This is a genomic window from Nocardia sp. NPDC055165, from assembly GCF_053606985.1.
The window spans coordinates 150,778-173,016 of record NZ_JBSGSS010000014.1 but is presented as its reverse complement, the minus strand read 5'-3'; the positions used below and the strand labels follow the sequence as shown (position 1 = coordinate 173,016).

Here is a 22,239-nt window from a genome sequence, read left to right as displayed (position 1 = left end):
CAACACGAAAGGCGGGTGCGGAGTGTAACGGAAGGGTGACGGCGGGTTGACCACCGGCAAGTGCGGCGTGTCTAATCACAGACATGTCATTCCGGTCACCGCGAGAGGGCATAGCGCGGGGGCGTTTGCGAGAGGGTTCCACGTCGCCGGAAACGGCCACGGCGCGAGGACACAGCGCAGGGGACGTTTGCGAGAAGGTTCCCACTCGCCGGAAGGCAGGCTCGGGGAAGCCCGCGAGACTACGTCGCGGTGTTGGGCCGTCGGAGATCTCATTCGGACCGACGGAAAGAATCATTCTGCGCTAACACATAGTGAGGAGGCGGAACGATGACCGAAGATCTGGTCTCGCCGACCGATTCCACAGCAGGCGCAGCTCACGCTGTCTGCGCTGACATGAGCTGGCAGGAACCGGACGTGGTAAGCGAAGTCGCGGCTCCCCGGCTGAGTCTGGTCGTTACGGGCTTCGACGAAATGTTCGAGTCGATCGAAGAGCAGTGGCAGGAACGTGCCCTCTGCGCTCAGACCGACCCCGAGGCGTTCTTCCCCGAGAAGGGCGGCTCGACGCGTGAGGCCAAGCGAATCTGCTTGGGCTGTGAAGTACGTGACCAGTGCCTGGAATACGCACTGGCACATGATGAACGCTTCGGCATCTGGGGCGGTCTCTCGGAACGAGAGCGTCGCAGGCTGAAGCGCGGAATCGGTTAAGTGACTGTTCGAAAGTAGACTCTCTCCAGGCCTGGCCCGGAGCCACGCAGGCGCAGTACGTCGGTGTCTCCGGGCGAACGCCCTTGTTGATCTTCACGGTGCAGGCGAGAGAGGTGAAAGACCCATGGCACGTTCCCGGCGTCATTCTCCGGCACCCACCGCTCGTTCGGTGACCCGCCGCGGCCGCGGAGTCCGAGGCCCCATGCTTCCGCCGACAGTGCCCGCGTGGCGCACCAGGGGCCAGAAATTCGATCGGCTCGTGCTCGAGGCGTTCGCCCCACTCGACACCCGCTGGCACGATCGCCTCACCAAGCTCGATATCGCCGTCGACGATGTGCCGAAAATCCGTCCACTGCATCCTGATTCGGTCACCTGGCCGGACGAGGTGGTCGCCGACGGACCGGTGCCGCTGTCGCGGCTGATCCCCGCGGGCGTCGACCGGCACGGTGCGGCCACTCGGGCCAGAGTGGTGTTGTTCCGCAAGCCGCTGGAATTACGGGCCGCCGATCCCGACGATCTGGTCGAGTTGCTGCGCGAGGTCCTCGTCCAGCAGATCGCGACCTACCTCGGTGTAGACCCCGATCTGATCGATCCCGAGCCCGAATAGGCGTACCTCCGCCTTCGCTCCGGCCGTGCGCTCGAGACCGACGAACGCTGCGCGGCCGTGCCGATCATGCGTACCTCCGCCTTCGCCCATTAGGGCGTGTCCGTATCCACTTTCGGGCCGCGGAGGGCTAATCTCGACGTCGTGATCCCTATGCGTCGTTGCTGCCGACCCGGCTGCAAGAACCCGGCTGTAGCGACGCTGACTTATGTGTACTCCGACTCGACCGCTGTCGTCGGACCCTTGGCCACCGTCGCCGAACCGCATTCCTGGGATCTCTGCGAAACGCACGCCTGCCGCATCACCGCGCCCAAGGGCTGGGAACTGGTCCGCCACGAAGGCGGCTTCTCCTCGAGCACCCCGGACGACGACGACCTCACCGCGCTGGCCGAAGCCGTCCGCGAAGCGGGCCTGCGCCGCCGCCCCGCCGCCGAAGCCGACCAGCCGGGCTACCGCGACAACGCCGCCGCGGCCCCCCGCACCGCGCGCACGGGCCGCCGCGGCCACCTACGGGTTCTGCCGGATCCGTAGCTAGTCCGGCCAGGATCCCGAAGAGTCGGCGCAGCCCGCTAGGGTTAGCCCCATGACGACCCTCGCGCGCTCTGGCGAACTCGTGAATGCCGTGATCAAGGCTTATGACGTCCGCGGGGTGGTGGGCGAACAGATCGACGAGGCGTTCGTCGGCGATGTCGGCGCTTCCTTCGCGCGTCTGATGCGCGAAGAAGGCGCCACCCGGGTCGTGATCGGCCACGACATGCGCGAGTCCTCCCCCGCGCTGTCCGAGGCGTTCGCGCAGGGCGTGCGGGCCCAGGGCCTCGATGTGGTGCACATCGGTCTGGCCTCCACCGACCAGCTCTACTTCGCCTCGGGCAAGCTCGGTTGTCCCGGCGCCATGTTCACCGCCAGTCACAACCCGGCCGAGTACAACGGCATCAAGCTGTGCCGCGCGAACGCGCTGCCCGTCGGGCAGGACACCGGGCTGGCGACCATCGCGGCCGAGGTGATCGAGGGTGTGCCCGCCTACGACGGCGCGCCCGGCACCGCCACCAGCACCGATCTGCTCGCCGACTACGCGGACTACCTGCGCGAACTGGTGAACCTCGACGAGATCCGCCCGCTCACCATCGCGGTCGACGCCGGCAACGGTATGGGCGGCCACACCGTGCCCGCCGTCCTCGGCACCCTGGGCCCGATCACGATCGTGCCGCTGTACTTCGAACTCGACGGCTCGTTCCCCAACCACGAGGCCAACCCTCTCGACCCGAAGAACCTCGTCGACCTGCAGGCACTGGTGCGCTCCAGCGGCGCCGACATCGGCCTGGCCTTCGACGGCGACGCCGATCGTTGCTTCGTCGTCGACGAGCGCGGCGAGCCCGTGTCGCCGTCGGCGATCACGGCGATCGTGGCGCAGCGTGAGCTGGCCAAGGAGCCGGGCGCGACCGTGATCCACAACCTGATCACCTCGCGCGCGGTGCCCGAGCTGGTCGAGGAGCTGGGCGGCAAGCCGGTGCGCACGCGGGTGGGCCACTCGTTCATCAAGCAGGAGATGGCCTCGACCGGCGCGGTGTTCGGTGGCGAGCACTCCGCGCACTACTACTTCCGCGAATTCTGGGGCGCCGACTCGGGCATGCTGGCCGCGCTCCACGTGCTGGCCGCGCTCGGTGAGGGCGAGCGGACGGTCTCGGACCTGATGGCCGCCTACGACGTGTACGCCGCCTCGGGCGAGATCAACTCGACCGTCGCCGACGCCGCCGACCGCACCGCCGCCGTGCTCGCCGCGTTCGCCGACCGCACCGAGTCGGTGGACCGGATGGACGGCGTCACGGTCGACCTGGGCAACCACGCCTGGTTCAACCTGCGCGCATCGAATACCGAACCGCTGCTTCGACTCAATGTCGAGGCCGGATCGCGCGACGATGTAAACGCACTCGTGACCGAGATCCTGAGCATCGTCCGCGCCTGACTGGGAAGATGAAACCAGTACCCGTGGAATCACATGCCCGGTATTCGGCGACGGCAGATCACGAGCATTGCCGGTGCCCGGCTGGAATAGTGGAGTCACAGACGACACAGCGCGATGAGGGGAGGTGGATTCGGCGATGATCGCTGGAACACCGGTATTCGACCTCGACGATGCCGAGTCACTGGCGGCGGCCGACACCGGCGGCGCCCTGCGCTCGGCGGCCTCGGGCGGCGCCCAGGTGCGGGCCACCGCGGCGGCGGTCGCCGAAACCTCGCTCATCGAACGGCTCTCCGACCTGCGCCCGCGCAGCCTGGTGCTGGTCGCGGGATCGGGTCGCGCCGCGCGCGCGGCCGGACTGCTCGTCGCCACGCTCGGCGATCGGGCCGGGCTGCCGATCGTGCCCGTCACCGCGCTGCCGCCGTGGGTCGGTCCGCTGGACGTGGTCCTGGTGGCCGGCGACGACGCGGGTGACCCGCGGCTGATCGATGCCGTCGACCGTGCGCTGCGCCGCAGTGCCGAGGTGGTGATCGCCGCGCCCAACGAGGGTCCGTTGCGCGCGGTCGCCGCCGGTCGCGCGATCGTGCTCGAACCGCGGGTGCCCGTTCTCGACCAGAATCGGCTGCTGCGTTTCCTCGCCGTCGGCATCGCCGTCCTGCGTGGGGTCGACGCCCAGCGCAGCGGCCCGGCCACGCCCGATCTCACCGCGCTGGCCGACATGCTCGACGCCGAAGCACTGCGCGACGGCCCGACCAACGAGGTCTTCCACAACCCGGCCAAGACCCTCGCCGCGCGGATGCACGGTGTGGGTGTCGTCCTCGCGGGCGACTCGCCCGCCGCGGTGGAGCTGGCCGGTCACGGCGCCGAAGTGCTGCTGCAGTCCGCGGGCCGGTTGGCTTCGGCCGCCGATCTCGCCGACGCCGTCGCCGCGGTCGGGCGCCTGGCCGCTGCCACCGGCGGCACCGCGCCCGGCTTCGATCCGCTGTTCCATGACGAGGAACTCGACGGTCCCGCACCGGTCGACCGGGTCCGGGTGCTGGCCTTGAGCGTGCATCCCGATCAGGCCGCCGCCCGGCGCAAGCTCGCGGTCTTCGAAGGCGCGGGCGCGGGCCTGGTCGACGCCGATCTCGTCCATGCCGATGTCGATGTGCTGCAATCCCAGCTCGCCGACCCCGGCGCCGCACCCGCGATCGAACGCACCGCTGCCGATTCCGCCGCAGGGGGCGGACACGGCAGTGAACTCGAGCAGCTGGCTGTGCTCGCGCTGCGGCTCGACATGGCCGCGGCCTATCTTCGACTCACCGGTGCGCGCGGTGCCGCCGCGCCCGAACCGGATCGATACGACGGGGGACGCTACTAGTGCAGGAACTCGTTGGTGCGCTGCGTTCTTACGCATGGGGGTCGCGCACCGCGCTCGCTCAGCTGTGCGGACGGCCGGTGCCATCGGCCCATCCCGAAGCCGAACTGTGGTTCGGCGCGCACCCGGCCGATCCCGCGCACGTGCAGACCGGCTCGGGCACACGTTCACTGCTCGAGGTCCTCATGGCCGACCCGGCGGGTGAATTGGGACCGGCGGCCGAAACTTTCGGCGCCCGGCTGCCGTTTCTGCTGAAGATCCTCGCCGCCGAGGAACCACTCTCGCTCCAGGCGCACCCGAGTTCGGCGCAGGCGCGTACCGGTTTCGAACGCGAGAACCGCACCGGCGTGGCACTGGATTCGCCGCTGCGCAACTACCGCGACGACAGCCACAAGCCCGAACTCGTTGTCGCACTCGAACGTTTCGAAGCGCTGGCCGGGTTCCGCGATCCGCACCGCACCGTCGACCTGTTGCGCGCGCTGGATGTTCCCGGCCTCAACATCTACGCCGAACTGCTTGCCGCCCAGCCCGATTCGGCCGGTCTGCGCACCCTGTTCACCACCTGGATCACGCTGCCGCCCGCCGTGCTGTCGAAGCTGCTGCCCACGGTGCTCGAGGGCTGTGTGAACTACCTGTCGGCCAAGGGCGCGCGCGAGTTCACCGCCGAGGTGCGCACCGCGCTCGAACTGGCCGAGGTCTACCCCGGCGACGCGGGTGTCCTCGCCGCGCTGCTGCTCAACCGGCTGACCCTGGAACCCGGCCAGGCGCTGTTCCTTGCGGCCGGCAATCTGCACGCGTACCTGCGCGGGGTCGGCGTGGAGATCATGGCCAATTCCGACAACGTGTTGCGTGGTGGGCTCACCCCCAAACACGTCGACGTGCCAGAACTGCTGCGGGTGCTGGACTTCGAGCCGATCGACCTGCCGGTGATCGAACCCGAACCCAGTAGCGACGGCGGTATCCGATACCGCACGCCCGCACCGGAATTCGCCCTGTGCCGTTTCGACCTCAGCGCCGACGACGAGCCGGTCGTGCTCGCCGACGCGGGCCCCGGCATCGTGCTGTGCACGGCGGGCACGCTCGAACTCTCCGAGAACGGGCACACGCTCATCGTCGAACGTGGCAGCGCGGCCTGGATCTCCGCTACCGACACCGACATCAAGGCGCGCGCGCTGCGCGGCCCCGCCCAGTTGTTCAGCGCCTGCGTCGGCGACAACTGAACCGCCTTCGCCGCGGCCGTGCCGCACGGGACTGATGACCGGTTCGCCGCTGTGTCCGATTAGGCTGTGGCGAGTCGTGTTCAGTGAACAGAAGGGCGGGCCGGCATGTCGGCTGGTGGTGGCAAGAAGGCGATCGTCGCGGCGTTGACGGCCAACGCGGGGATCGCGGTGGCGAAGTTCGTCGGCGCGTTCATCACGGGTTCGGCCTCGATGATGGCGGAGGGCGTGCACTCGGTCGCCGACACCGCGAATCAGGGCCTGCTGCTGTTCGGCCAGCGTGCCGCCGCCAAGGATGCCGACGAGCTGCACCAGTTCGGGTACGGCCGCAATCGCTACTTCTACTCGTTCGTCGTGGCGCTGGTGCTGTTCACCCTCGGGTCGGTGTACGCGATCTACGAAGGGATCCACAAGATCCAGCACCCCGAGGAGCTGAGTCAGCCGATCGTCGCGATCGTCATCCTGGTGATCGCGATCGGCCTCGAGACCTTCAGCTTCCTCACCGCGGTGCGCGAATCCAAGCCGCTCAAGGGCAACGCGAGCTGGTGGCGGTTCATCCGCAACTCGCGCAGCCCCGAGCTGCCGGTGGTGCTGCTCGAGGACACCGGCGCGTTGATCGGTCTGGTGCTCGCCCTCGGTGGCGTCGGGCTCACCATGGTCACCGACGACCCGATCTTCGACGGCATCGGCACCCTGTCGATCGGTGTCCTGCTCGGCATCATCGCGATCGTGCTGATCGTGGAGATGAAGAGCCTGCTCATCGGTGAGGGCGCCACCCCCGAACAGGGTCGGGCGATCCGCGAGAACCTGGTCGACGGCACCAGGATCACCTCGCTGATCCACCTCAAGACCGAGTACCTCGGCCCGGACGAGATGCTGGTCGCCGCGAAGGTCGCCCTCGCGCCGAACCTGGACATCGCCGATGTCGCCGAAGCGATCGACGCCGCCGAGACGCGCGTGCGCGCAGCAGTTCCCACCGCCCGCCTCATCTACCTGGAACCCGACCTGTACAGAGTTAAATAGCGGCTGGCGCCGCGGTTCTCGGCGCTTGACTCCGCCTCTTCCCTCCCTCCGGGCACTCCTTCGTCGCACCCTCCGCTCAGTCCAGAGGCGGAGGCGTGCCGAGAACGCCGGGCCGACGACACGGTGCCGGGGTCGGTGCGTGGCTCGGTGTCGGCGGTAGCGTTCCGATATGGCCGAGCAAGGTGGAGACAGCAAGATCGCGATCCTCGCCGCACTCGGGGCGAACGCGGGGATCATGGTCGCGAAGTTCATCGGCGCGTTCATCACCGGCTCGTCGGCGATGCTGGCCGAGGCGGTGCACTCGGTGGCCGATACCGGGAACGAGGCGCTGCTGCTGGTCGGCCGCAATCGGGCCGACCAGCCCGCGGATACGCTGCACCCCTTCGGGTATTCGCGCAATCGGTATTTCTATTCGTTCGTCGTCGCGCTCGTCCTGTTCGTGATGGGGTCGCTGTTCGCGATCAACGAGGCGATCCACAAGATCCGGTTCCCGGAGCAGATCGTGTCGGCCTGGGTGGCGATCGGGATCCTCGGGGTGTCGCTGGTGCTGGAGAGCGCCAGTTTCCGTACCGCGCGCAAGCAGTCGGCGCCGCTGAAGGGCAAGAATTCGTGGTGGTATTTCATCCGCCACACCCGCAATCCCGAACTGCCCGTGGTGCTGCTCGAGGACGCGGGCGCGATCATCGGCCTGCTGTTCGCCCTGACCGGGGTGAGTCTGTCGGTGCTCACCGGCAACCCGGTGTGGGACGGTGTCGGCACGCTGTTCATCGGCATCCTGCTCGGCGTGAACGCGGTGATCCTGATCGTGGAGACCAAGAGTCTGCTGATCGGTGAGGGCGCGACGGCCAAGGACGACACCGCGATTCGGTCGGCGCTGCTGGCCGATCCGCGGATCGAGCGCGTGATCCGGATGCAGACGCAGTACCTCGGGCCCCAGGATCTGCTGATCAACGCCAAGATCGCGCTGCACGCGGGCCTCGACATCACCCAGGTCGCCGAGGTGATCGATGCCGCGGACGACCGCATTCACGCCGCGGTGCCGAATACGTGCACGATCTACCTCGAGCCCGATGTGTTCGAGCCCGACAAGATCCACGACGCACCGATGAAGCCCTACCGGTAGGCGGGCGCCTCGCCGCGCAACAGGTCGAGCGGGTCGGTGACGATGCCGAATCGGTTGCGCAGCATGTGATGCGCCGCGTGCAGGCCCGGCATCCCATGGACACCGGGACCCGGTGGAGTCGATGACGAGCACAGGTAGGTGCCCGGAATCGGGGTGGAGTAAGGATTCCAGCGAGCGAGCGGCCGGAACAGGGTCTGACGCGTGGTCATCGCCCCTGCCGAGATGTCGCCGCCGATGTAGTTGGCGTTGTGCGCGGGCATGAAGGCCGCCGGTGTCACGTGTTTCGCCAGGATCAGGTCGCGGAAACCGGGTGCGAAACGTTCGACCTGGTCGATCACCTGATCGCTGATATCGCGATCGGTGCCGTTGGGGACGTGGGCGTAGGTATAGAGGGTGTGCTGCCCCTCCGGCGCCCGGGTGGGGTCGACCACGCCGGGCTGAATGGCCAGTACGAAGGGCTGATCGGCGAAAGTGCCGGTGGCGACCTGGTGTTCGGCGTACATCGCCTGCGCCCTGGTGCCGACCAGGTGCAGGGTGCCCGCCAGGTCGGCGCCGGGGGCGGCCCACGGCACCGGTCCCGACAGGGCGAAGTCGACCTTGCACGCGGCATTGCCGTACTGGAAACGCCCGAGGCTGTTGCGGTATCGCGAGGGCAGACGGTCACCGGCGATGCGAAGGAGTTCGGCGGGCGAGGTATCGAACAGCACCGTGCGCGCGGTGGCGAGTTCGGCGAAATCGTCGACCCGGTGCCCGGTGCGCACCTCGCCACCGAGACGTTCGATCTCGGCGATCATCGCGTTCGGGATGGCCTGGCTGCCACCGCGCGGGATCACCCAGCCACCCGCGTGCGCGAGAGTGCCGAGCAGCAGTGCCGCGCCCACGGCGGGGAAGGCGCGCGGTGAGGTGATGGCGTGGGCGGCCACCCCGCTGAACATCGCGGGCGCGACGTCACCGCTGAAACGGCTGTCCGACAGCGGGGACGCCTGTTCGAGCAGACGGGTCGCGAACTTGATGCCGGTGCCGACGCGCAGTGGCGGGTGCCGCAGATCCGACATGGCCAGGTCGACGACATCGGGCCAGTGCTCGACCAGCGGCGCGAACAGGTCGCGCCATGGCCGACCGTCACGGCCGAGGTCGGCGACGGTGGATTCGATGTTGCGCCACGCCAATCCGGCGATCCCGCCGTCGAGGGGGTGCGCGTAGGAGACGGTCGGGGTGAGCAGGTCGACGCCGTGCGCCTCGAGGTCGAAAGCCCGAAAGAACGGTGATGCCAATGCCATCGGATGCGCGCCCGCACAGATGTCGTGATGGAATCCGGGCAGGGTCAGCTCGGCCGTGCGCGAACCGCCGCCCGCCTGCTCCTGCGCTTCGAGGACTCGCACCGACAACCCGGCGCGAGCGGCGATCACGGCCGCGGCAAGACCGTTCGGCCCCGACCCCACTACTACGACTTCCGCCATCCGCCGTCCCTTCGCCCTCGCCCCGCTCTGCCGACCTGCGTCGTTGCCTCCAACCTACGCGGAGCGACGAGCCCGTCCAGGTGCGCTGGGTCACCCAGCCGGTTCGACGCGCCGTCGCCTCGCTCAGGCCGGATCGGCTGTCGCCTCGCTGGTCCCGTCGACCAGCAGGGTGAGGCGTCGTTCCCGCAGTTCGGGGCGTAGCCGTCCACCTCGGTCGAGGGTGGCCAGGCCGTGCAGTGAGGCCCAGGCCACTTCGGTGCGGGCACCGAGATCGTCGCCCTCCGCATACGGGGAGAACATCGCTTCCAGGCCCGCGAAGGCGTCGCGCAGGGGCTGCGGGGCATCGAGGCCGAAGTTGAGGTCGGTCTTCTGCTGGAAGATGGCGTCGTAGCGGGCCGGGTTGGCGGTGGCGAAGTCGAGGTAGGCGCGCGCGACGTTGGCGATCACCTCGGAATGGGTGGTCGCCGCCTCGCGGGCCTGCCTCAGTTGCTCGGCGAGCTCGACGCAGCCCTGCAGGGCGACGGCGCCGACGATGGCCGCCTTGTTCGCGAAATGGCTGTAGAGCACGGGCTGGCTGTATTCGATGCGGTCGGCCAGTTTGCGGATGGTGACCGCGTCCCAGCCTTCCGCTTCGGCCATCTCGCGCGCGGTGTCGATGATCCGCTGATGCCGTTCGGCGCGTTCGCGTTCCTTGCGCTGCTGAGTGCTCATGCTCGATATTCTAGCAACGCTAGACAAGATAGCGAGGATCAGGTTATTGTTCTCTCAACACCTAGCGCCGCTAGATTTCAGAGCAAGCAACAAGATTCAGGAGCACCTCATGACCACCTCGCGCATCGCCACCGCTCTCTCCCTGCTCGGCGGCCTGTTCATCATCTACGTCGGCATCAACTACCTCATCGCCCCGGAGATGACGGCCGCGGGCTTCGGCCTCCCCGCCGTACCCGAGGGCGACGCGGTGGCCTTCCTGAACCTCAAGGGCGTCCGCGACGTGGTGAGCGGCCTGGTGATCCTCGGCTTGCTGGCCACCAAACAGCGCTTCGCGCTCGGCGTCGCCATGCTGGCCACCTCGCTCACCCCGTTCGGGGACATGGCCACCGTCCTGAGCTGGCACGGCTCCACCGCCACCGCGTTCGGCGTCCACGGCTTCACCGCCGTACTCGTCGCGCTCGCCGGCGTGCTGCTGATCCGCGAACGCCGCTCGACTACCACCGATCACGCCCTCGTCGCGGCATGACCCCGGCAGCGATGAATTCCGCACCGCCGCACCGTCTCCACCGATAACGATCACCTGTCGAGGAGGAACCACCATGGCGAACGCGCCGCACGGCCCCGCGTCCTACTTTCCCACCATCGAGACCAAGTACGGGCGCACCGTCGACGAGTGGTTCGCCCTGCTCGACGCGGCCGAGCCGACCGGGCACACCGCTCTGGTCACCTGGCTGAAGTCCGAGCACGGCCTCGGCCACGGTCATGCCACCGCCCTGGTGCAGTTCCACCTCAACCCCGGCAAGTGGTCCAGAATCTAGCCGGTCCAGGAACTGAACGATCCGACACCGCCGAAAGGCCCCGCGATCTCGTCGCGGGGCCTTTCGGCTGTCTTACTGCGCGTCGACCACCTGTGCCGGAACAGGTTTCGTGATGTCGACGCGATGGTCGTCGACGTGGTTGTCGAGGTGGTCGTCGACCATCGTCTCCTCGTCGAACGGCAGCTCACGATCGAGCACACGCCGGGTCCGGTCGGCGTCGACGGTCTTGGTCCAGGTGCCGATGAGCAGGGTGGCCACCGCATTGCCCGAGAAGTTGGTCAGCGCACGGGCTTCCGACATGAAACGATCGATGCCGACGATCAGGCCGACGCCGTCGAGCAGGTCGGGACGATGGCTCTGCAGGCCACCGGCGAGGGTGGCCAGGCCGGCGCCGGTGACGCCCGCGGCGCCCTTGGACGCGATGATCATGAACAGCAGCAGGCCGAACTGCTCACCGAGCTCGAGCGGCTTGCCCATGGCATCGGCGATGAAGATCGAGGCCATCGTCAGGTAGATGGCGGTGCCGTCGAGGTTGAACGAATACCCGGTCGGAACGACAACACCCACGGTGGTGCGCTCCACCCCCGCGTGTTCCATCTTCGCGATCAGGCGCGGCAGCGCCGACTCCGACGACGAGGTCGCCACGATCAGCAGGTACTCACGCGACAGGTAGCGGCACAGCTTCAGGATCGAGACGCCCGAGACCATCCGCAGGATCACGCCGAGCACACCGAACACGAACACCAGGCACGTCAGATAGAACGCGATCATCAGCGTCGCCAGCTGCACCACCGCCGACCAGCCGGTGCGGCCGACCACGTTCGCGATCGCGCCGAACGCGCCGATCGGCGCCAGCCACAGGATCATCGACAGGATCCGGAACACCAGCTTCTGGCCCAGCGAGACCGCGCGCAGGATCGGTGCGCCCGCCTCGCCCATCGCCTGCACGGCGAACCCGACCAGCAGCGCGACGAACAGCGCCTGCAGCACGCTGCCCGCGGTGAGCGAGGACACGAGCGTGGTCGGCACGATGTTCTGGATGAAGTCCCAGGTGCCGCCCGCGCTGTGCGCCTGATCGGCGTATTTCGCGCCCGCTCCGGTGGCGCCGACGTTCAGGCCCTCGCCCGGGTCGATGAGGTTGCCGACCACGAGCCCGATGCCGAGCGCGACCGTCGACATCGCGAGGAAATAGCCGATGGCCAGCCCACCCACCTTGCCGACGGTGGCCGCCGCGCGCACCGAACCGATGCCCAGGACGATCGTGCAGAAGATGACAGGTGCGATCATCATCTTGATCAGGTTCACGAACACGGTGCCCAGCGGCGCGAGTGACTGACCGAATTCCGGGGCCACCCGGCCGACAACGACGCCGGCCACGACGGCGATGATCACCGCGATGTACAGCCAGTGGGTATGGTCGCGTTTCCGCGCTGCGGTGGTATCACTCATGCCGACGAGCATGAGCAACTATTGTGACGGCCGTCACTTTGGTCCATAAGTTTCATATCTGCGCATAACGTTCGAGAAATCCAGGTCGGAGGCAAGAGGTGCGACGAGGACGACTGTCGCTCGCGGGACAGGCCTTCGTATGGCAGCTGGTGGTGCTGGCGCTGCTGATCGCCATCGGCACGATCCTGGCCGTGCTCGATGCCCGGCGCGACCATGACCTGGCCGCGGAGATGCAGGTCAGAGATGTCTCGGTCACGGTGGCGCGGTCGCCGTCGACCTTGGCCGCGGTGAACTCGCCCTACCCGAGCGGACTGCTGCAACCGACCACCGAGCGGATCAGAGCGGCCACCGGCATGGACTTCATCGTCGTGATGGCCCCCGACCGCACCCGCTACACCCACACCAACCCCGACCTGATCGGCAAGCCGTTCGTCGGCAGCATCGACGGCGCCCTGGCGGGCCAGACCCTCACCGAGACCTTCACCGGCACCCTCGGCCCCTCGATCCGCGCGGTCACCCCGGTCTACGACAACGGCCGGGTGGTCGCGCTGGTCTCGGCCGGTGTCACCCGAGCCAAGATCAGCACCCAGGTCGCCTCCCAGCTGCCACTGATCCTCGGCGTCGCCGCGATGGGTCTCGCGCTGGCCGCGCTGTCGTCGTTCCTGATCAGCCGCAGGCTGCGCCGCCAGACCCACGGTCTGGCCCCCGACGAACTACGCGCGCTCTACGAGCACCACGACGCGGTACTGCACTCCGTCCACGAGGGACTGGTGGTGTTCGGTGACCAATCCGAGGCCGCGGAGGTGGTCAACGATCAGGCGCGCACCCTGCTCGACCTGCCCGACGGTCCGGTCCTGCGCAGCGACCTGCCGGTCTCGCTGCAGCAGATGAGCGGGGGCGTGGTGCGCGACGAGACGCACGTGACCACCGACCGCATCCTGCTGGTGAACCAGGACCTGGTGAGCTGGGAGGGCCGCGATATCGGCACCGTGCTCACCATCCGCGATCAGACCGAGCTGCGCACGGTGCTCGGCGAACTCGACTCGGTGCGCGGCTTCGCCGAATCGCTGCGCGCGCAGGCGCACGAGGCGGCCAACCGGCTGCACACCGTGGTGACGATGGTCGAGCTGGGCCGCCCCGAGGAAGCGGTGGCCTTCGCGACCGCGGAACTCCAGCTCTCGCAGGTGCTGATCGACCGGCTGCTGGCCGCCGTCGGCGACGCGGCGCTGGCCGCGCTGCTGCTCGGCAAGGTCGACCAGGCCGCCGAACGTGGCGTGGGCCTGGCGATCAGCGAGGACACCGCGCTGGACTCCACCGATCCACTGTCCGCGCACGAGACCGTCACCCTGGCGGGCAACCTGATCGACAACGCGATCGACGCGGCGGCGGGCACCGTCGACAAGCGCGTCGAGGTGTCGGTGTGCCATCGTGACGGCGCGCTGTGGGTCCAGGTGTCCGACAGCGGACCCGGCATGTCGGCCCAGATGTTCTCGCGGGCCGCCGAACGCGGCTACACCACGAAATCCGACCACGCGGGCCTCGGCCTCGCGCTGGTGCACCGCCTCGTCGATCGACATCGCGGCACCATCACCACCACGGCCGCACCACACAGCGCGGTCATCGTTCGCATTCCGCTGAGGGAGACACCATGATCCGCGTCCTGATCGTCGAGGACGAGCCGTTGATCGCCCAGGCACATCGGGCCTATCTCGAACGGCTCGACGGTTTCGTCACCGGTGGGGTCGTCCACACCGGACGCGACGCGCTGCGGGTGGCGGCCGAGGCGATCGCCGACGGCAATCCGTTCCATCTGGTGCTGATGGACATCGGCCTACCCGACATCAGCGGCCTCGATGTGGCCGCCGCGCTCAACGGACTCCAGCCGCGCCCCGATGTCATCGCGATCACCTCGGCGCGCGAGCTGAACATGGTGCGCAGCGCGGTGGCGCACGGCGTGGTGCTGTACCTGCTCAAGCCGTTCACCTTCGCCGCGTTCCGGGAAAAGCTGGAACGCTACCGCGGTTTCGACACCGCGCTGCCCGCGGGTGAGGCGGCCCTGTCGCAGTACGACATCGACCGCGCGCTCGGTGCGCTGCGCACCGCCGACCAGAAGGCCGGTGCACCGAAAGGCGTTGTCCAGCACACCCTCGAAGAGGTGTCGCGCGCGGTGCGCGCGGCCGAATCCGGCATCACGGCCACCGATGCCGCAGCGGCCGTTGGTGTTTCGCGGATCACGGCATGGCGGTATCTCGAGAAGCTCGCCGACGACGGATTGGCCGAGCGTCGCGCCGATTACGGCCGGGCCGGCCGGCCGAAGACCCGCTACCGCTGGCGTACGAGCTCATAGCCGCGCACCCGAGCTCGGCCCGGTGCGGGCAGGCGCGAAAGTCCGGCCGACGGTCGGTGAGCACCCGACTCAGGCCGGACGGGACGCCCCCGCCAGGTCATCGGGGGCCGAGATGCGCGCGACCGGACCCAGGTCGACCGGCATGTGCTCGAAACCGTGCAGCGTGAACAGGTTTCGACGGACCGGCTCGCCGCGCAATCGCAGATTCGGATAGCGGGTGTAGAGCGCGCGCAGGGCGTGGACCGCTTCCATCCTGGCCAGGCTCGCACCCAGGCAGGAGTGCACGCCGCTACTGAACGCCAAGTGCTCCTTGGCATTACGGCGGTCGATGTCGAAGCGGTGCGGGTCGGGGAAGACCGCCGGGTCGCGGTTGGCCCCGGCCAGCGACAGGATCACCGTACTGTTCGCCCGCACTCGCACACCATCGATCTCGACATCCTCGAGCGTCTGGCGCGCGGTGGTCTGGACGGGCGGATCGAACCGCAGCGTTTCCTCCACCACGTCGGGCCAGCGTTCGGGATCGTCCTGGGCGAGGGCGAGCTGATCGGGATGGGCCGACAGCGCGGCGACCGCGTTGCCGATCAGGTTGACCGTCGTCTCGAAACCGGCGCCCATCAGCAGACTCGCGCCCGCCTGCAGTTCCCGCAGACTCAGATCACCCGAGCGGACCAGGGTGGACAGGATGTCCTCGCCCGGTGCGCGACGCAACGTGGCGATGTGGTCGGCCAGGTAGTCGTCCATGGTCTCGATCGCGGTCATCGCGGCTCGATAGGTTCGCCATGAGGTGCCGAGATCGAGCAACGGGGTCACTTTGTCGCCCCAGCGCAGAAACATCTCGCGGTCCGCGGGCGGGAAGCCGAGCATGTCGGCGATGATCGCGATCGGCACCCTGGCCGCGAAATCGGTGATCAGGTCGACCGAGCCGTTCGCGGGCATCGCCTCGAGCAGTTCGGCGGTGACCACCTCCACGCGCTCGCGCAGCCGAGCGATAGCGCGCGGGGTGAACGCCGACGCCACCGGCTTGCGCATCCGGGTGTGCTCCGGCGGGTCGAGGACCAGCATCGACGGCGGCTCGACCGGGTTGGGCGGCACCGTGACCACCCCGGCGAGCTTGCGCCACGCGGCGGGCAGATCCGCGTTGAGGGCAGGGCGCACACCGAATTCAGGGGCACGCAGAATCGCTCGGACCTGCGCGTGATCGAACGTGGCATAGGACACCGACGTCTTGATCAATCCGCCGCGACCACGCAGTTCATCGATCAGCGGATACGGATCGTGCAGGCCCCGCTGACCGCTGAGCAACGTCGAGAACGGATCGCCGCGACGCGCCTGCCAGCGAAGAATCGCGCGCGGCGCCCCGTGTTCGGCCGACCATCGAACCCAGTATTTCGCAATCATCGCCACCCCTGCCACTCTGCCGAAGTCTTGCTTCCACAGTACGGACGGGGTGTGACACGCGACACGTCCCCCAGGTGGACCCGAACCTATACCTGGGTAGGAGTCAGCGCCGGACGGTCACCTTCTCGGTGACGACCCGATGTTCGACACCGGCGGGATCGGGATTGACGACCTGCACCAGCGAGGCCCCGGCGAACAACACCGCGACGAAGCCGTCGATCAGCTCTTCCACCGTCTCCCACGGCGTACTCGACAGCACTCGGTCGCCAGCGGAAAAATCTTGCAGCGCAGCGGATTTCCGGGCCATCGTCAGCACTTCCGGCACCGAGAGGCCGTCGAGCGCGGCCCGAAATCCACCGGGCAGGAACTGATCGCCGTGCACGCGCACCGCGGTCGCGAAGTCGGTGACTCCGACCGGCAGGTCGCGCACCGGCGTCCCCATGGCGTCCAGCGACAGCACCGCCACCTCGTCGACACCGTCGGCGTCGTCGAGCCGGTCGGGCGTGACCAGCGCGAGGTCGGCGTCGGGATCGGGCGTGAGCACCACCTCGGTACCGGCCCACCAGCAACCGAGCAGCACCGCGGCGGTCTGCCAGTGCGCGGGCAACAGCACCGCGACCCTGGCGCCCGGGGTGAGCGCGAATTCGTCGCGGATCAGGTTCGCGGTCTTGGCGGCCCAGTTGGCCAGCGTCAGCCCGGACAATTCGATCCGCGCACCGGTGGCGTCGTCGTACCAGGTGACGCGCGGTCCGGCGGGATCACGTTCGAGAATGGGGTCGAGGAGGGCGTCGGTCAGGGTCGAATTCGGCTCACGCATGGGTCAATTCACACATTTCGGTCCGTTCTGGCCTGCGTCGATCGGCGGGGCGGGCGGTATCGGTGTCGCGGTCGCCGAGGATGTCGCGTCGAGATCGAACATGCCTGCCGCGGCCGAGCCGGGACCAGAATAGTCGCTCGCCAACACCACGCTCACTGTATCCGCCGACACCGTCTTGTCGGCGACCACCGTCAAGCCACCCAGCGCCTGCGCGACCGCCGCCGCCTTCGGGTCGTCGGCGTCGGCGGCCAGCACGCGGCTCGAGCTCACGCTGCCGCCGGTGTAGTTGCCGACCGTGCCTTCCCGGAATCCCTTTCCCGTCAGGGCCGTGGACACCTTGCCCGCGAGTCCGGTGGCGCCGCCCGCGTTGAGCACGTTCACCGTCACGGTCGAGGTATCGATCTTCGGAGCGGTGTCTTCCTCTTCCTTCTTCTCCTCCCCCACCAGACCGGCGACGAACCTCTGCACCGTCTTCGGGTCGACCTTCACCACCGACTCTCCGGCCGAGGTCATGCTGTTGAGGTCGGAGACGGGAATGGTCTCGAACTCCACCTTGCCGCCGGACAGATCCTTGAGCTGCTGCAGGAAGGCCAGCACGTCCCAGTCGTCGTCGAGCACGACGGTACGCCCGACCGCCTCGCTGATCTCGCTGAGCTTGCCCGGATTGGCCAGGGTCTTGGCGTTGAGCAGCTGGCCGACCAATTGCGCCATGAACACCTGCTGACGCACGATCCGGTCGATGTCACCGCGTTCGAGATCGTGGCGCTGGCGCACGAAACTCAATGCCTCCTGACCGTCCAGCCGCTGACGCCCGGCCGGGAAGTCCGCGCCCGACATCGGTTCGTCCACCGCCTGGTTCAGGCACACCTCGACACCGCCCACCGAGTCGGTGAGCAGCACGAAGCCGAGCAGGCTCACCTCGGCGTAGTGATCGACGGTGATGCCGGTCAGGGTCGCGACCGATTTGATCAGCGCCTGCCTGCCCGCCTTGGTCGACTCACGCTCGGCCTCGGCCTCGGACTTGCCGTCGGCGAGCAGTTCGGCGCGTTCGGTCTCCTTGGTCGAGCCGTACGCGGAGTTGATCTTGGCCTTGCCCTGGCCGCCGACATCGACGTAGGAGTCGCGCGGGATGGAGATCGCGGTGGCCGAACGGCCGTCGTTGGGCACGCGGATCAGCACGATGGTGTCGGTGTTGGTGCCCACCTCGTCGCCCGCGTGCAGCATCGCGCGTTCGGCGTTGGTGAGTGGATTGCCGTGTGCGTCGGTGCGGCTGTCGACGCCGACGAGCAGGATGTCGACAGCGCCGTCGCGCTCACCGCCGAGGCCGAGGCCGCCGATCCGGTCGATGTTGGCGATCAGGTTATCGACACTGCGCCAGGCGAATCCGGTGAGTGCCAGCACCAGCACCGCCGAAATCGCCACCATCAGTTTGGCCGGACCGAAGGTGCCCGCAGGCGCGCTGACCGGTCTTGTCGACTCTCGCACTCGTGCATCCTCTCGACGAACTCCGCGCCCGGCCCGCTCTTCCCCCGGCAAACTCCGCCTTTGTCGTTAACCCGGGCTCGTCCGAGGACACCGGCCATCACAGGCTAACCAACAGTTACCACACTCGGGCCCAACCGCACGTGCCCCGGCGTGCCAGACTGGCCGCGTGAACGTCGATTTCCCCGCCCCCGCTCACCTGATCGTAACCGGCGCACATGGTCTGCTGGGGCGACAGATCCTGCGCCTGGCACCCGAGGCGCGCGGCTTCGGACGGGCCGAACTCGACATCACCGACCGCGCCACCGTCGACGCCGTCCTCACTTCGGGGGCCGTACTGATCAACTGCGCGGCCTACACCGCGGTCGACGCCGCCGAAACCGACGTGGACGCCGCCTTCGCCGCCAACGCGACCGGACCGGGCGTCCTGGCCGCCGCCTGCGCCGCGGCGGGCGCGCGGCTGATCCACGTGTCCACCGACTACGTCTTCCCCGGGACCGCTCGCACTCCGTACGAACCCGACGACCCCACCGGACCGGGCACCGTCTACGGCCGATCCAAGCTCGCCGGTGAGCAGGCGGTGCTCGCGCTGGGCGCCCAGGTCGTGCGCACCGCCTGGGTCTATTCCGGTGTCGAGGGGGATTTCGTCGCGACGATGCGCAGGCTGGAGGCCGAACGCGACACCGTCACCGTGGTGAACGACCAGCTCGGCTCTCCCACCAGCGCCGCCGATCTCGCCGCGGGCCTGCTCGAATTGAGCACCCGCCCCGACGCCCCCCGTGTGCTGCACGCCACCAATTCCGGCACCGCCACCTGGTTCGACCTCGCCGCGGCGGTCTTCACCGACCTGGGCGCCGACCCGAACCGGGTACTGCCGTGCGCGTCCAGCGAATTCCCCAGACCCGCACCGCGCCCGGCGTATTCGGTGCTGTCCCCCGCCGCCTGGAACGCGGCGGGCCTCACCCCGCTGCGCCCCTGGCGTATCGCACTCACCGACACACTGCGCCGGTTGTCCGACTAGGCTCCGCAGTCGTGAACGCAGCAGACGCAGCCGATTCTCCAGCCACCGCCGGCCTTGCCGTGGTCACGGTGACCTATTCACCGGGTGAGCACCTCGAGCACTTCATCACCACTCTCGCCGACGCGACCAGCGAGAAGCCGCAGGTGATCCTGGCCGACAACGGCTCGACCGACGGCGTCCCCGAACTCGTCGCCGAGGCCAACTCGCACGTGACGCTGCTGCACACCGGCGGCAATATCGGCTACGGCGGCGCCATCAACCGGGCCGTCGCCGAGATCGATCCGTCCATCGAATTCGTCATCCTGGCCAACCCGGACATCCGCTGGGGCGTCGACTCCATCGACAAGATGCTCGAAGCCGCCGCACGCTGGCCGCGGGCGGGCGCGATCGGGCCGATGGTTCGTGAGCCCGACGGCAGCATCTACCCGTCCGCACGCCGGGTCCCCGGCCTCGCCGATGGCGCCGGGCACGCGATCCTGGGCTCGGTCTGGCCGAAGAACCCCTGGTCGGTGCGCTACCGCCAGGAGAACGAGCAGATCTCCGAGCGGGTGGTCGGCTGGCTGTCCGGCTCCTGCCTGCTGGTGCGCCGCGCCGCCTTCGACACCATCGACGGTTTCGACTCGCGCTACTTCATGTACATGGAGGACGTGGACTTCGGCGACCGCATGGGCAAGGCGGGCTGGCACAATGTATTCGTCCCGGACGCCGAGGTGACCCACGCCAAGGGTCATGCCGCGGGCAAGCATCCCGAATTGATGCTGCCCGCCCACCACGCCAGCGCCTACCGCTTCCAGGCGGACCGGCATCCGCACTGGTGGCAGGCACCGTTGCGGGGCGCGTTGCGGGCCGGACTTGCGGTTCGCTCCAAGATTGCGGTTCGATCGGCGCTGCGTGAGCAAGCGCGAACCGGAGCCTGAGTAGGTACCGGTCCACTGTGAACAGGGGAAACTCGATGGCAGGCAATGCAGGCACCGACGCGGTCATCCTCGTCGGCGGACAGGGCACGCGGCTGCGTCCGCTCACCCTCTCGGCGCCCAAGCCCATGCTGCCGACAGCCGGGCTGCCGTTCTTGACCCACCTGCTGGCCAGGATCGCCGAAGCCGGGATCACCCACGTGGTGCTCGGTACGTCCTTCAAGGCCGAGGTCTTCGAAGAGCACTTCGGTGACGGCTCGGAGCTGGGCCTGGACCTGGAGTACGTGACCGAGACCGAACCGCTCGGCACCGGCGGCGGTATCCGCAATGTGCTGCCCAAGCTGCGCGCGGACAACGTGATGGTGTTCAACGGCGACGTTCTCGGCGGCACCGATCTCGGTGCGATCCTCGACACCCACGAGTCGACCAACGCCGACGTCACCCTGCACCTGGTCCGCGTCAGCGACCCGCGCGCCTTCGGTTGCGTGCCGACCGACGACGACGGCCGGGTCACCGCGTTCCTGGAGAAGACCCAGGATCCGCCGACCGACCAGATCAACGCGGGTTGCTACGTGTTCCGCCGCGAGTACATCGAGAAGATCCCCACGGGTCGCCCGGTCTCGGTGGAACGCGAGGTCTTCCCCGCGCTCCTGGCCGAGGGCGCCCGGGTCCAGGGCCACGTCGACGCCTCCTACTGGCGCGATATGGGCACCCCGGAGGACTTCGTGCGCGGCTCCGCGGACCTGGTCCGCGGCATCGCTCCCTCCCCCGCTCTGCCCGGCCAGCGTGGCGAGTCCCTCGTCCACCCCGGCGCGGGTGTGGCACCGGGCGCGCTGCTGATCGGCGGGACCGTGGTCGGGCGCGGCGCGGAAATCGGCGCGGGTGCGCGACTGGACGGCGCGGTGATCTTCGACGGCGCGGTGGTCGAGGCGGGCGCTACCGTCGAACGCTCGATCATCGGCTTCGGTGCCCGCATCGGCCCCCGCGCACTGGTTCGCGACGGTGTGATCGGTGACGGCGCCCATGTCGGCGCCCGCTGCGAGCTCCTGCGTGGCGCCCGGGTGTGGCCCGGCGTGGTCATCCCCGACGGCGGCATCCGCTTCTCCACCGACGTCTGATCCTCGCGACGCCGGGTCACCGCCGATTCCCTCGGCCGGCGACCCGGCGTCGTGCTGTTCACGCGAGCCCATACGCCTCACGGAAGACATTGCGCTCCCTGGCCCGGCGGCCCGGATGCTCGCGTCGCTCGGCCGGATGACCGACCGCCAGCAGCAGCGCGATCGCGAGATCGTCACGGTCGCCGATCCCGATCGTCTTCTTCACCTTCGCTTCGTCCCAGCCGTTCATCGGTGCGGTGGCCAGCCCCAGCTCGGTGGCCGCCAGCATCACGTAGGTCGCCGCGATCATGGCGTCCTTGACCGCGTATTCACGCAGTAGCCCGCGCCGCGCGAGATCGGTCTGGAACTCCTGTGACGCCGAGGCGAACATCTCGATGAACTCCTCGGTCCACGCGCCGTTGCCGCGAGCCTGGTCGTAGACGTCGCGATGGTCCGCGCGCCAGGACTCCGGTTCGGCGACGAACACCAGCATCAGTGGCGCCTCCCGCGATTGGGGCTGGTCACCGGTCGCCCAGGCCAGACCGGCCCGACCTGCCTCGCTCGTGATGGCGACGATGGCGCGATCCTGCAAGTTCCAGCTGGTGGGCGCCTCGATGGCGAGATCGAGCAGCACCTCGAGATCGGTCGTCGAAACCGGATCCGGGCGGTAGTGGCGGACGGTGCGTCGGGTGCGGATCGCTTCGGCGACCGACAGAGTTTTCGATGTCATGCACCC

General features: G+C 68.6%; 22 protein-coding genes. 15 read left to right on the top strand and 7 right to left on the bottom strand.

Annotated elements, in window-relative coordinates:
- The first annotated feature begins 471 nt into the window (after window positions 1-471).
- From ACWFRF_RS26310 to ACWFRF_RS26275, 8 genes are all read left to right on the top strand, one after another.
- Window positions 472-705: a WhiB family transcriptional regulator gene (locus ACWFRF_RS26310; RefSeq protein WP_133733920.1), complete on the top strand. Its 234-nt coding sequence runs from the start codon at window positions 472-474 to the stop codon at window positions 703-705.
- Between the two features lie 124 nt (window positions 706-829).
- On the top strand, window positions 830-1,312 hold the full coding sequence (locus ACWFRF_RS26305; RefSeq protein WP_194826429.1) for a metallopeptidase family protein: 483 nt from the start codon (window positions 830-832) through the stop codon (window positions 1,310-1,312).
- Between the two features lie 150 nt (window positions 1,313-1,462).
- The gene (locus ACWFRF_RS26300) at window positions 1,463-1,840 is read left to right on the top strand and encodes a DUF3499 domain-containing protein (protein WP_378652435.1); all 378 of its coding nucleotides are present in this window, start codon (window positions 1,463-1,465) and stop codon (window positions 1,838-1,840) included.
- 52 nt (window positions 1,841-1,892) lie between these two features.
- A complete protein-coding gene (locus ACWFRF_RS26295; protein WP_378993518.1) occupies window positions 1,893-3,272 on the top strand; it encodes a phosphomannomutase/phosphoglucomutase in 1,380 nt (459 codons plus the stop codon).
- A gap of 136 nt (window positions 3,273-3,408) precedes the next feature.
- Window positions 3,409-4,629 carry a tobH protein gene (locus tag ACWFRF_RS26290; protein WP_378993517.1) on the top strand — a complete coding sequence of 407 codons (1,221 nt, stop codon included), beginning with the start codon at window positions 3,409-3,411 and terminating at the stop codon, window positions 4,627-4,629.
- Window positions 4,629-5,846 (top strand): mannose-6-phosphate isomerase, class I, encoded by a 1,218-nt coding sequence (manA, locus tag ACWFRF_RS26285; RefSeq protein WP_452452746.1) that lies wholly within the window; start codon window positions 4,629-4,631, stop codon window positions 5,844-5,846. Before ACWFRF_RS26290 ends, manA begins: the two co-directional genes overlap by 1 nt.
- Before the next feature lie 105 nt (window positions 5,847-5,951).
- On the top strand, window positions 5,952-6,866 hold the full coding sequence (locus ACWFRF_RS26280; protein WP_452452745.1) for a cation diffusion facilitator family transporter: 915 nt from the start codon (window positions 5,952-5,954) through the stop codon (window positions 6,864-6,866).
- Between the two features lie 169 nt (window positions 6,867-7,035).
- Window positions 7,036-7,989 (top strand): cation diffusion facilitator family transporter, encoded by a 954-nt coding sequence (locus tag ACWFRF_RS26275; protein ID WP_378993514.1) that lies wholly within the window; start codon window positions 7,036-7,038, stop codon window positions 7,987-7,989.
- Here the strand turns inward: ACWFRF_RS26275 and ACWFRF_RS26270 are convergent.
- Window positions 7,980-9,449 carry a phytoene desaturase family protein gene (locus tag ACWFRF_RS26270; protein ID WP_452452743.1) on the bottom strand — a complete coding sequence of 490 codons (1,470 nt, stop codon included), beginning with the start codon at window positions 9,447-9,449 and terminating at the stop codon, window positions 7,980-7,982. The two genes, ACWFRF_RS26275 and ACWFRF_RS26270, sit on opposite strands and share 10 nt — an antisense overlap.
- 123 nt (window positions 9,450-9,572) lie before the next feature.
- Entirely contained in the window at window positions 9,573-10,160 is a 588-nt protein-coding gene (locus ACWFRF_RS26265) for a TetR/AcrR family transcriptional regulator (RefSeq protein WP_452452741.1), read from the bottom strand.
- Between the two features lie 109 nt (window positions 10,161-10,269).
- On the opposite strand from ACWFRF_RS26265, the gene ACWFRF_RS26260 reads away from it, so the two are divergent.
- Together ACWFRF_RS26260 and ACWFRF_RS26255 are read left to right on the top strand one after the other, a co-directional pair.
- A complete protein-coding gene (locus ACWFRF_RS26260; protein WP_378632546.1) occupies window positions 10,270-10,686 on the top strand; it encodes a DUF4267 domain-containing protein in 417 nt (138 codons plus the stop codon).
- Window positions 10,687-10,759: 73 nt separating this feature from the next.
- Window positions 10,760-10,978, top strand: a complete 219-nt coding sequence (locus ACWFRF_RS26255) for a DUF4287 domain-containing protein (RefSeq protein ID WP_378993511.1) — start codon at window positions 10,760-10,762, stop codon at window positions 10,976-10,978.
- Between the two features lie 72 nt (window positions 10,979-11,050).
- On the opposite strand, the gene ACWFRF_RS26250 is transcribed toward ACWFRF_RS26255, so the two are convergent.
- The gene (locus ACWFRF_RS26250) at window positions 11,051-12,427 is read right to left on the bottom strand and encodes a cation:dicarboxylate symporter family transporter (RefSeq protein ID WP_452452738.1); all 1,377 of its coding nucleotides are present in this window, start codon (window positions 12,425-12,427) and stop codon (window positions 11,051-11,053) included.
- Window positions 12,428-12,525: 98 nt separating this feature from the next.
- Here ACWFRF_RS26250 and ACWFRF_RS26245 point away from each other — a divergent pair, with 98 nt between their 5' ends.
- Window positions 12,526-14,079 (top strand): ATP-binding protein, encoded by a 1,554-nt coding sequence (locus tag ACWFRF_RS26245; protein ID WP_452452737.1) that lies wholly within the window; start codon window positions 12,526-12,528, stop codon window positions 14,077-14,079.
- Window positions 14,076-14,774: a response regulator gene (locus tag ACWFRF_RS26240; RefSeq protein ID WP_378993508.1), complete on the top strand. Its 699-nt coding sequence runs from the start codon at window positions 14,076-14,078 to the stop codon at window positions 14,772-14,774. The genes ACWFRF_RS26245 and ACWFRF_RS26240 overlap by 4 nt, the downstream gene beginning before the upstream one ends.
- 69 nt (window positions 14,775-14,843) lie before the next feature.
- Here ACWFRF_RS26240 and ACWFRF_RS26235 read toward each other — a convergent pair whose 3' ends face one another.
- The 3 genes from ACWFRF_RS26235 to ACWFRF_RS26225 all read right to left on the bottom strand — a co-directional run bounded on the left by ACWFRF_RS26235 (window position 14,844) and on the right by ACWFRF_RS26225 (window position 18,414).
- Entirely contained in the window at window positions 14,844-16,172 is a 1,329-nt protein-coding gene (locus ACWFRF_RS26235; protein ID WP_378993569.1) for a cytochrome P450, read from the bottom strand.
- A gap of 103 nt (window positions 16,173-16,275) precedes the next feature.
- Entirely contained in the window at window positions 16,276-16,989 is a 714-nt protein-coding gene (locus ACWFRF_RS26230) for a TIGR03089 family protein (protein WP_379317333.1), read from the bottom strand.
- 3 nt (window positions 16,990-16,992) lie between these two features.
- The gene (locus tag ACWFRF_RS26225; protein ID WP_378993568.1) at window positions 16,993-18,414 is read right to left on the bottom strand and encodes an LCP family protein; all 1,422 of its coding nucleotides are present in this window, start codon (window positions 18,412-18,414) and stop codon (window positions 16,993-16,995) included.
- A 226-nt stretch (window positions 18,415-18,640) separates the two neighbouring features.
- On the opposite strand from ACWFRF_RS26225, the gene rfbD reads away from it, so the two are divergent.
- Genes rfbD through ACWFRF_RS26210 form a run of 3 tightly spaced genes read left to right on the top strand, consistent with a single transcriptional unit; the run spans window position 18,641 to window position 21,524 of the window.
- Window positions 18,641-19,492 (top strand): dTDP-4-dehydrorhamnose reductase, encoded by an 852-nt coding sequence (gene rfbD / locus ACWFRF_RS26220; RefSeq protein ID WP_452452735.1) that lies wholly within the window; start codon window positions 18,641-18,643, stop codon window positions 19,490-19,492.
- A gap of 11 nt (window positions 19,493-19,503) precedes the next feature.
- A complete protein-coding gene (locus tag ACWFRF_RS26215) occupies window positions 19,504-20,409 on the top strand; it encodes a glycosyltransferase family 2 protein (RefSeq protein WP_379317961.1) in 906 nt (301 codons plus the stop codon).
- Window positions 20,410-20,444: 35 nt separating this feature from the next.
- A complete protein-coding gene (locus tag ACWFRF_RS26210; RefSeq protein WP_378993504.1) occupies window positions 20,445-21,524 on the top strand; it encodes a mannose-1-phosphate guanylyltransferase in 1,080 nt (359 codons plus the stop codon).
- A 58-nt stretch (window positions 21,525-21,582) separates the two neighbouring features.
- Here ACWFRF_RS26210 and ACWFRF_RS26205 read toward each other — a convergent pair whose 3' ends face one another.
- Complete coding sequence (locus ACWFRF_RS26205) at window positions 21,583-22,233, bottom strand: nitroreductase family protein (protein ID WP_378993503.1); 651 nt, start codon at window positions 22,231-22,233, stop codon at window positions 21,583-21,585.
- Between the last annotated feature and the right edge of the window lie 6 nt (window positions 22,234-22,239).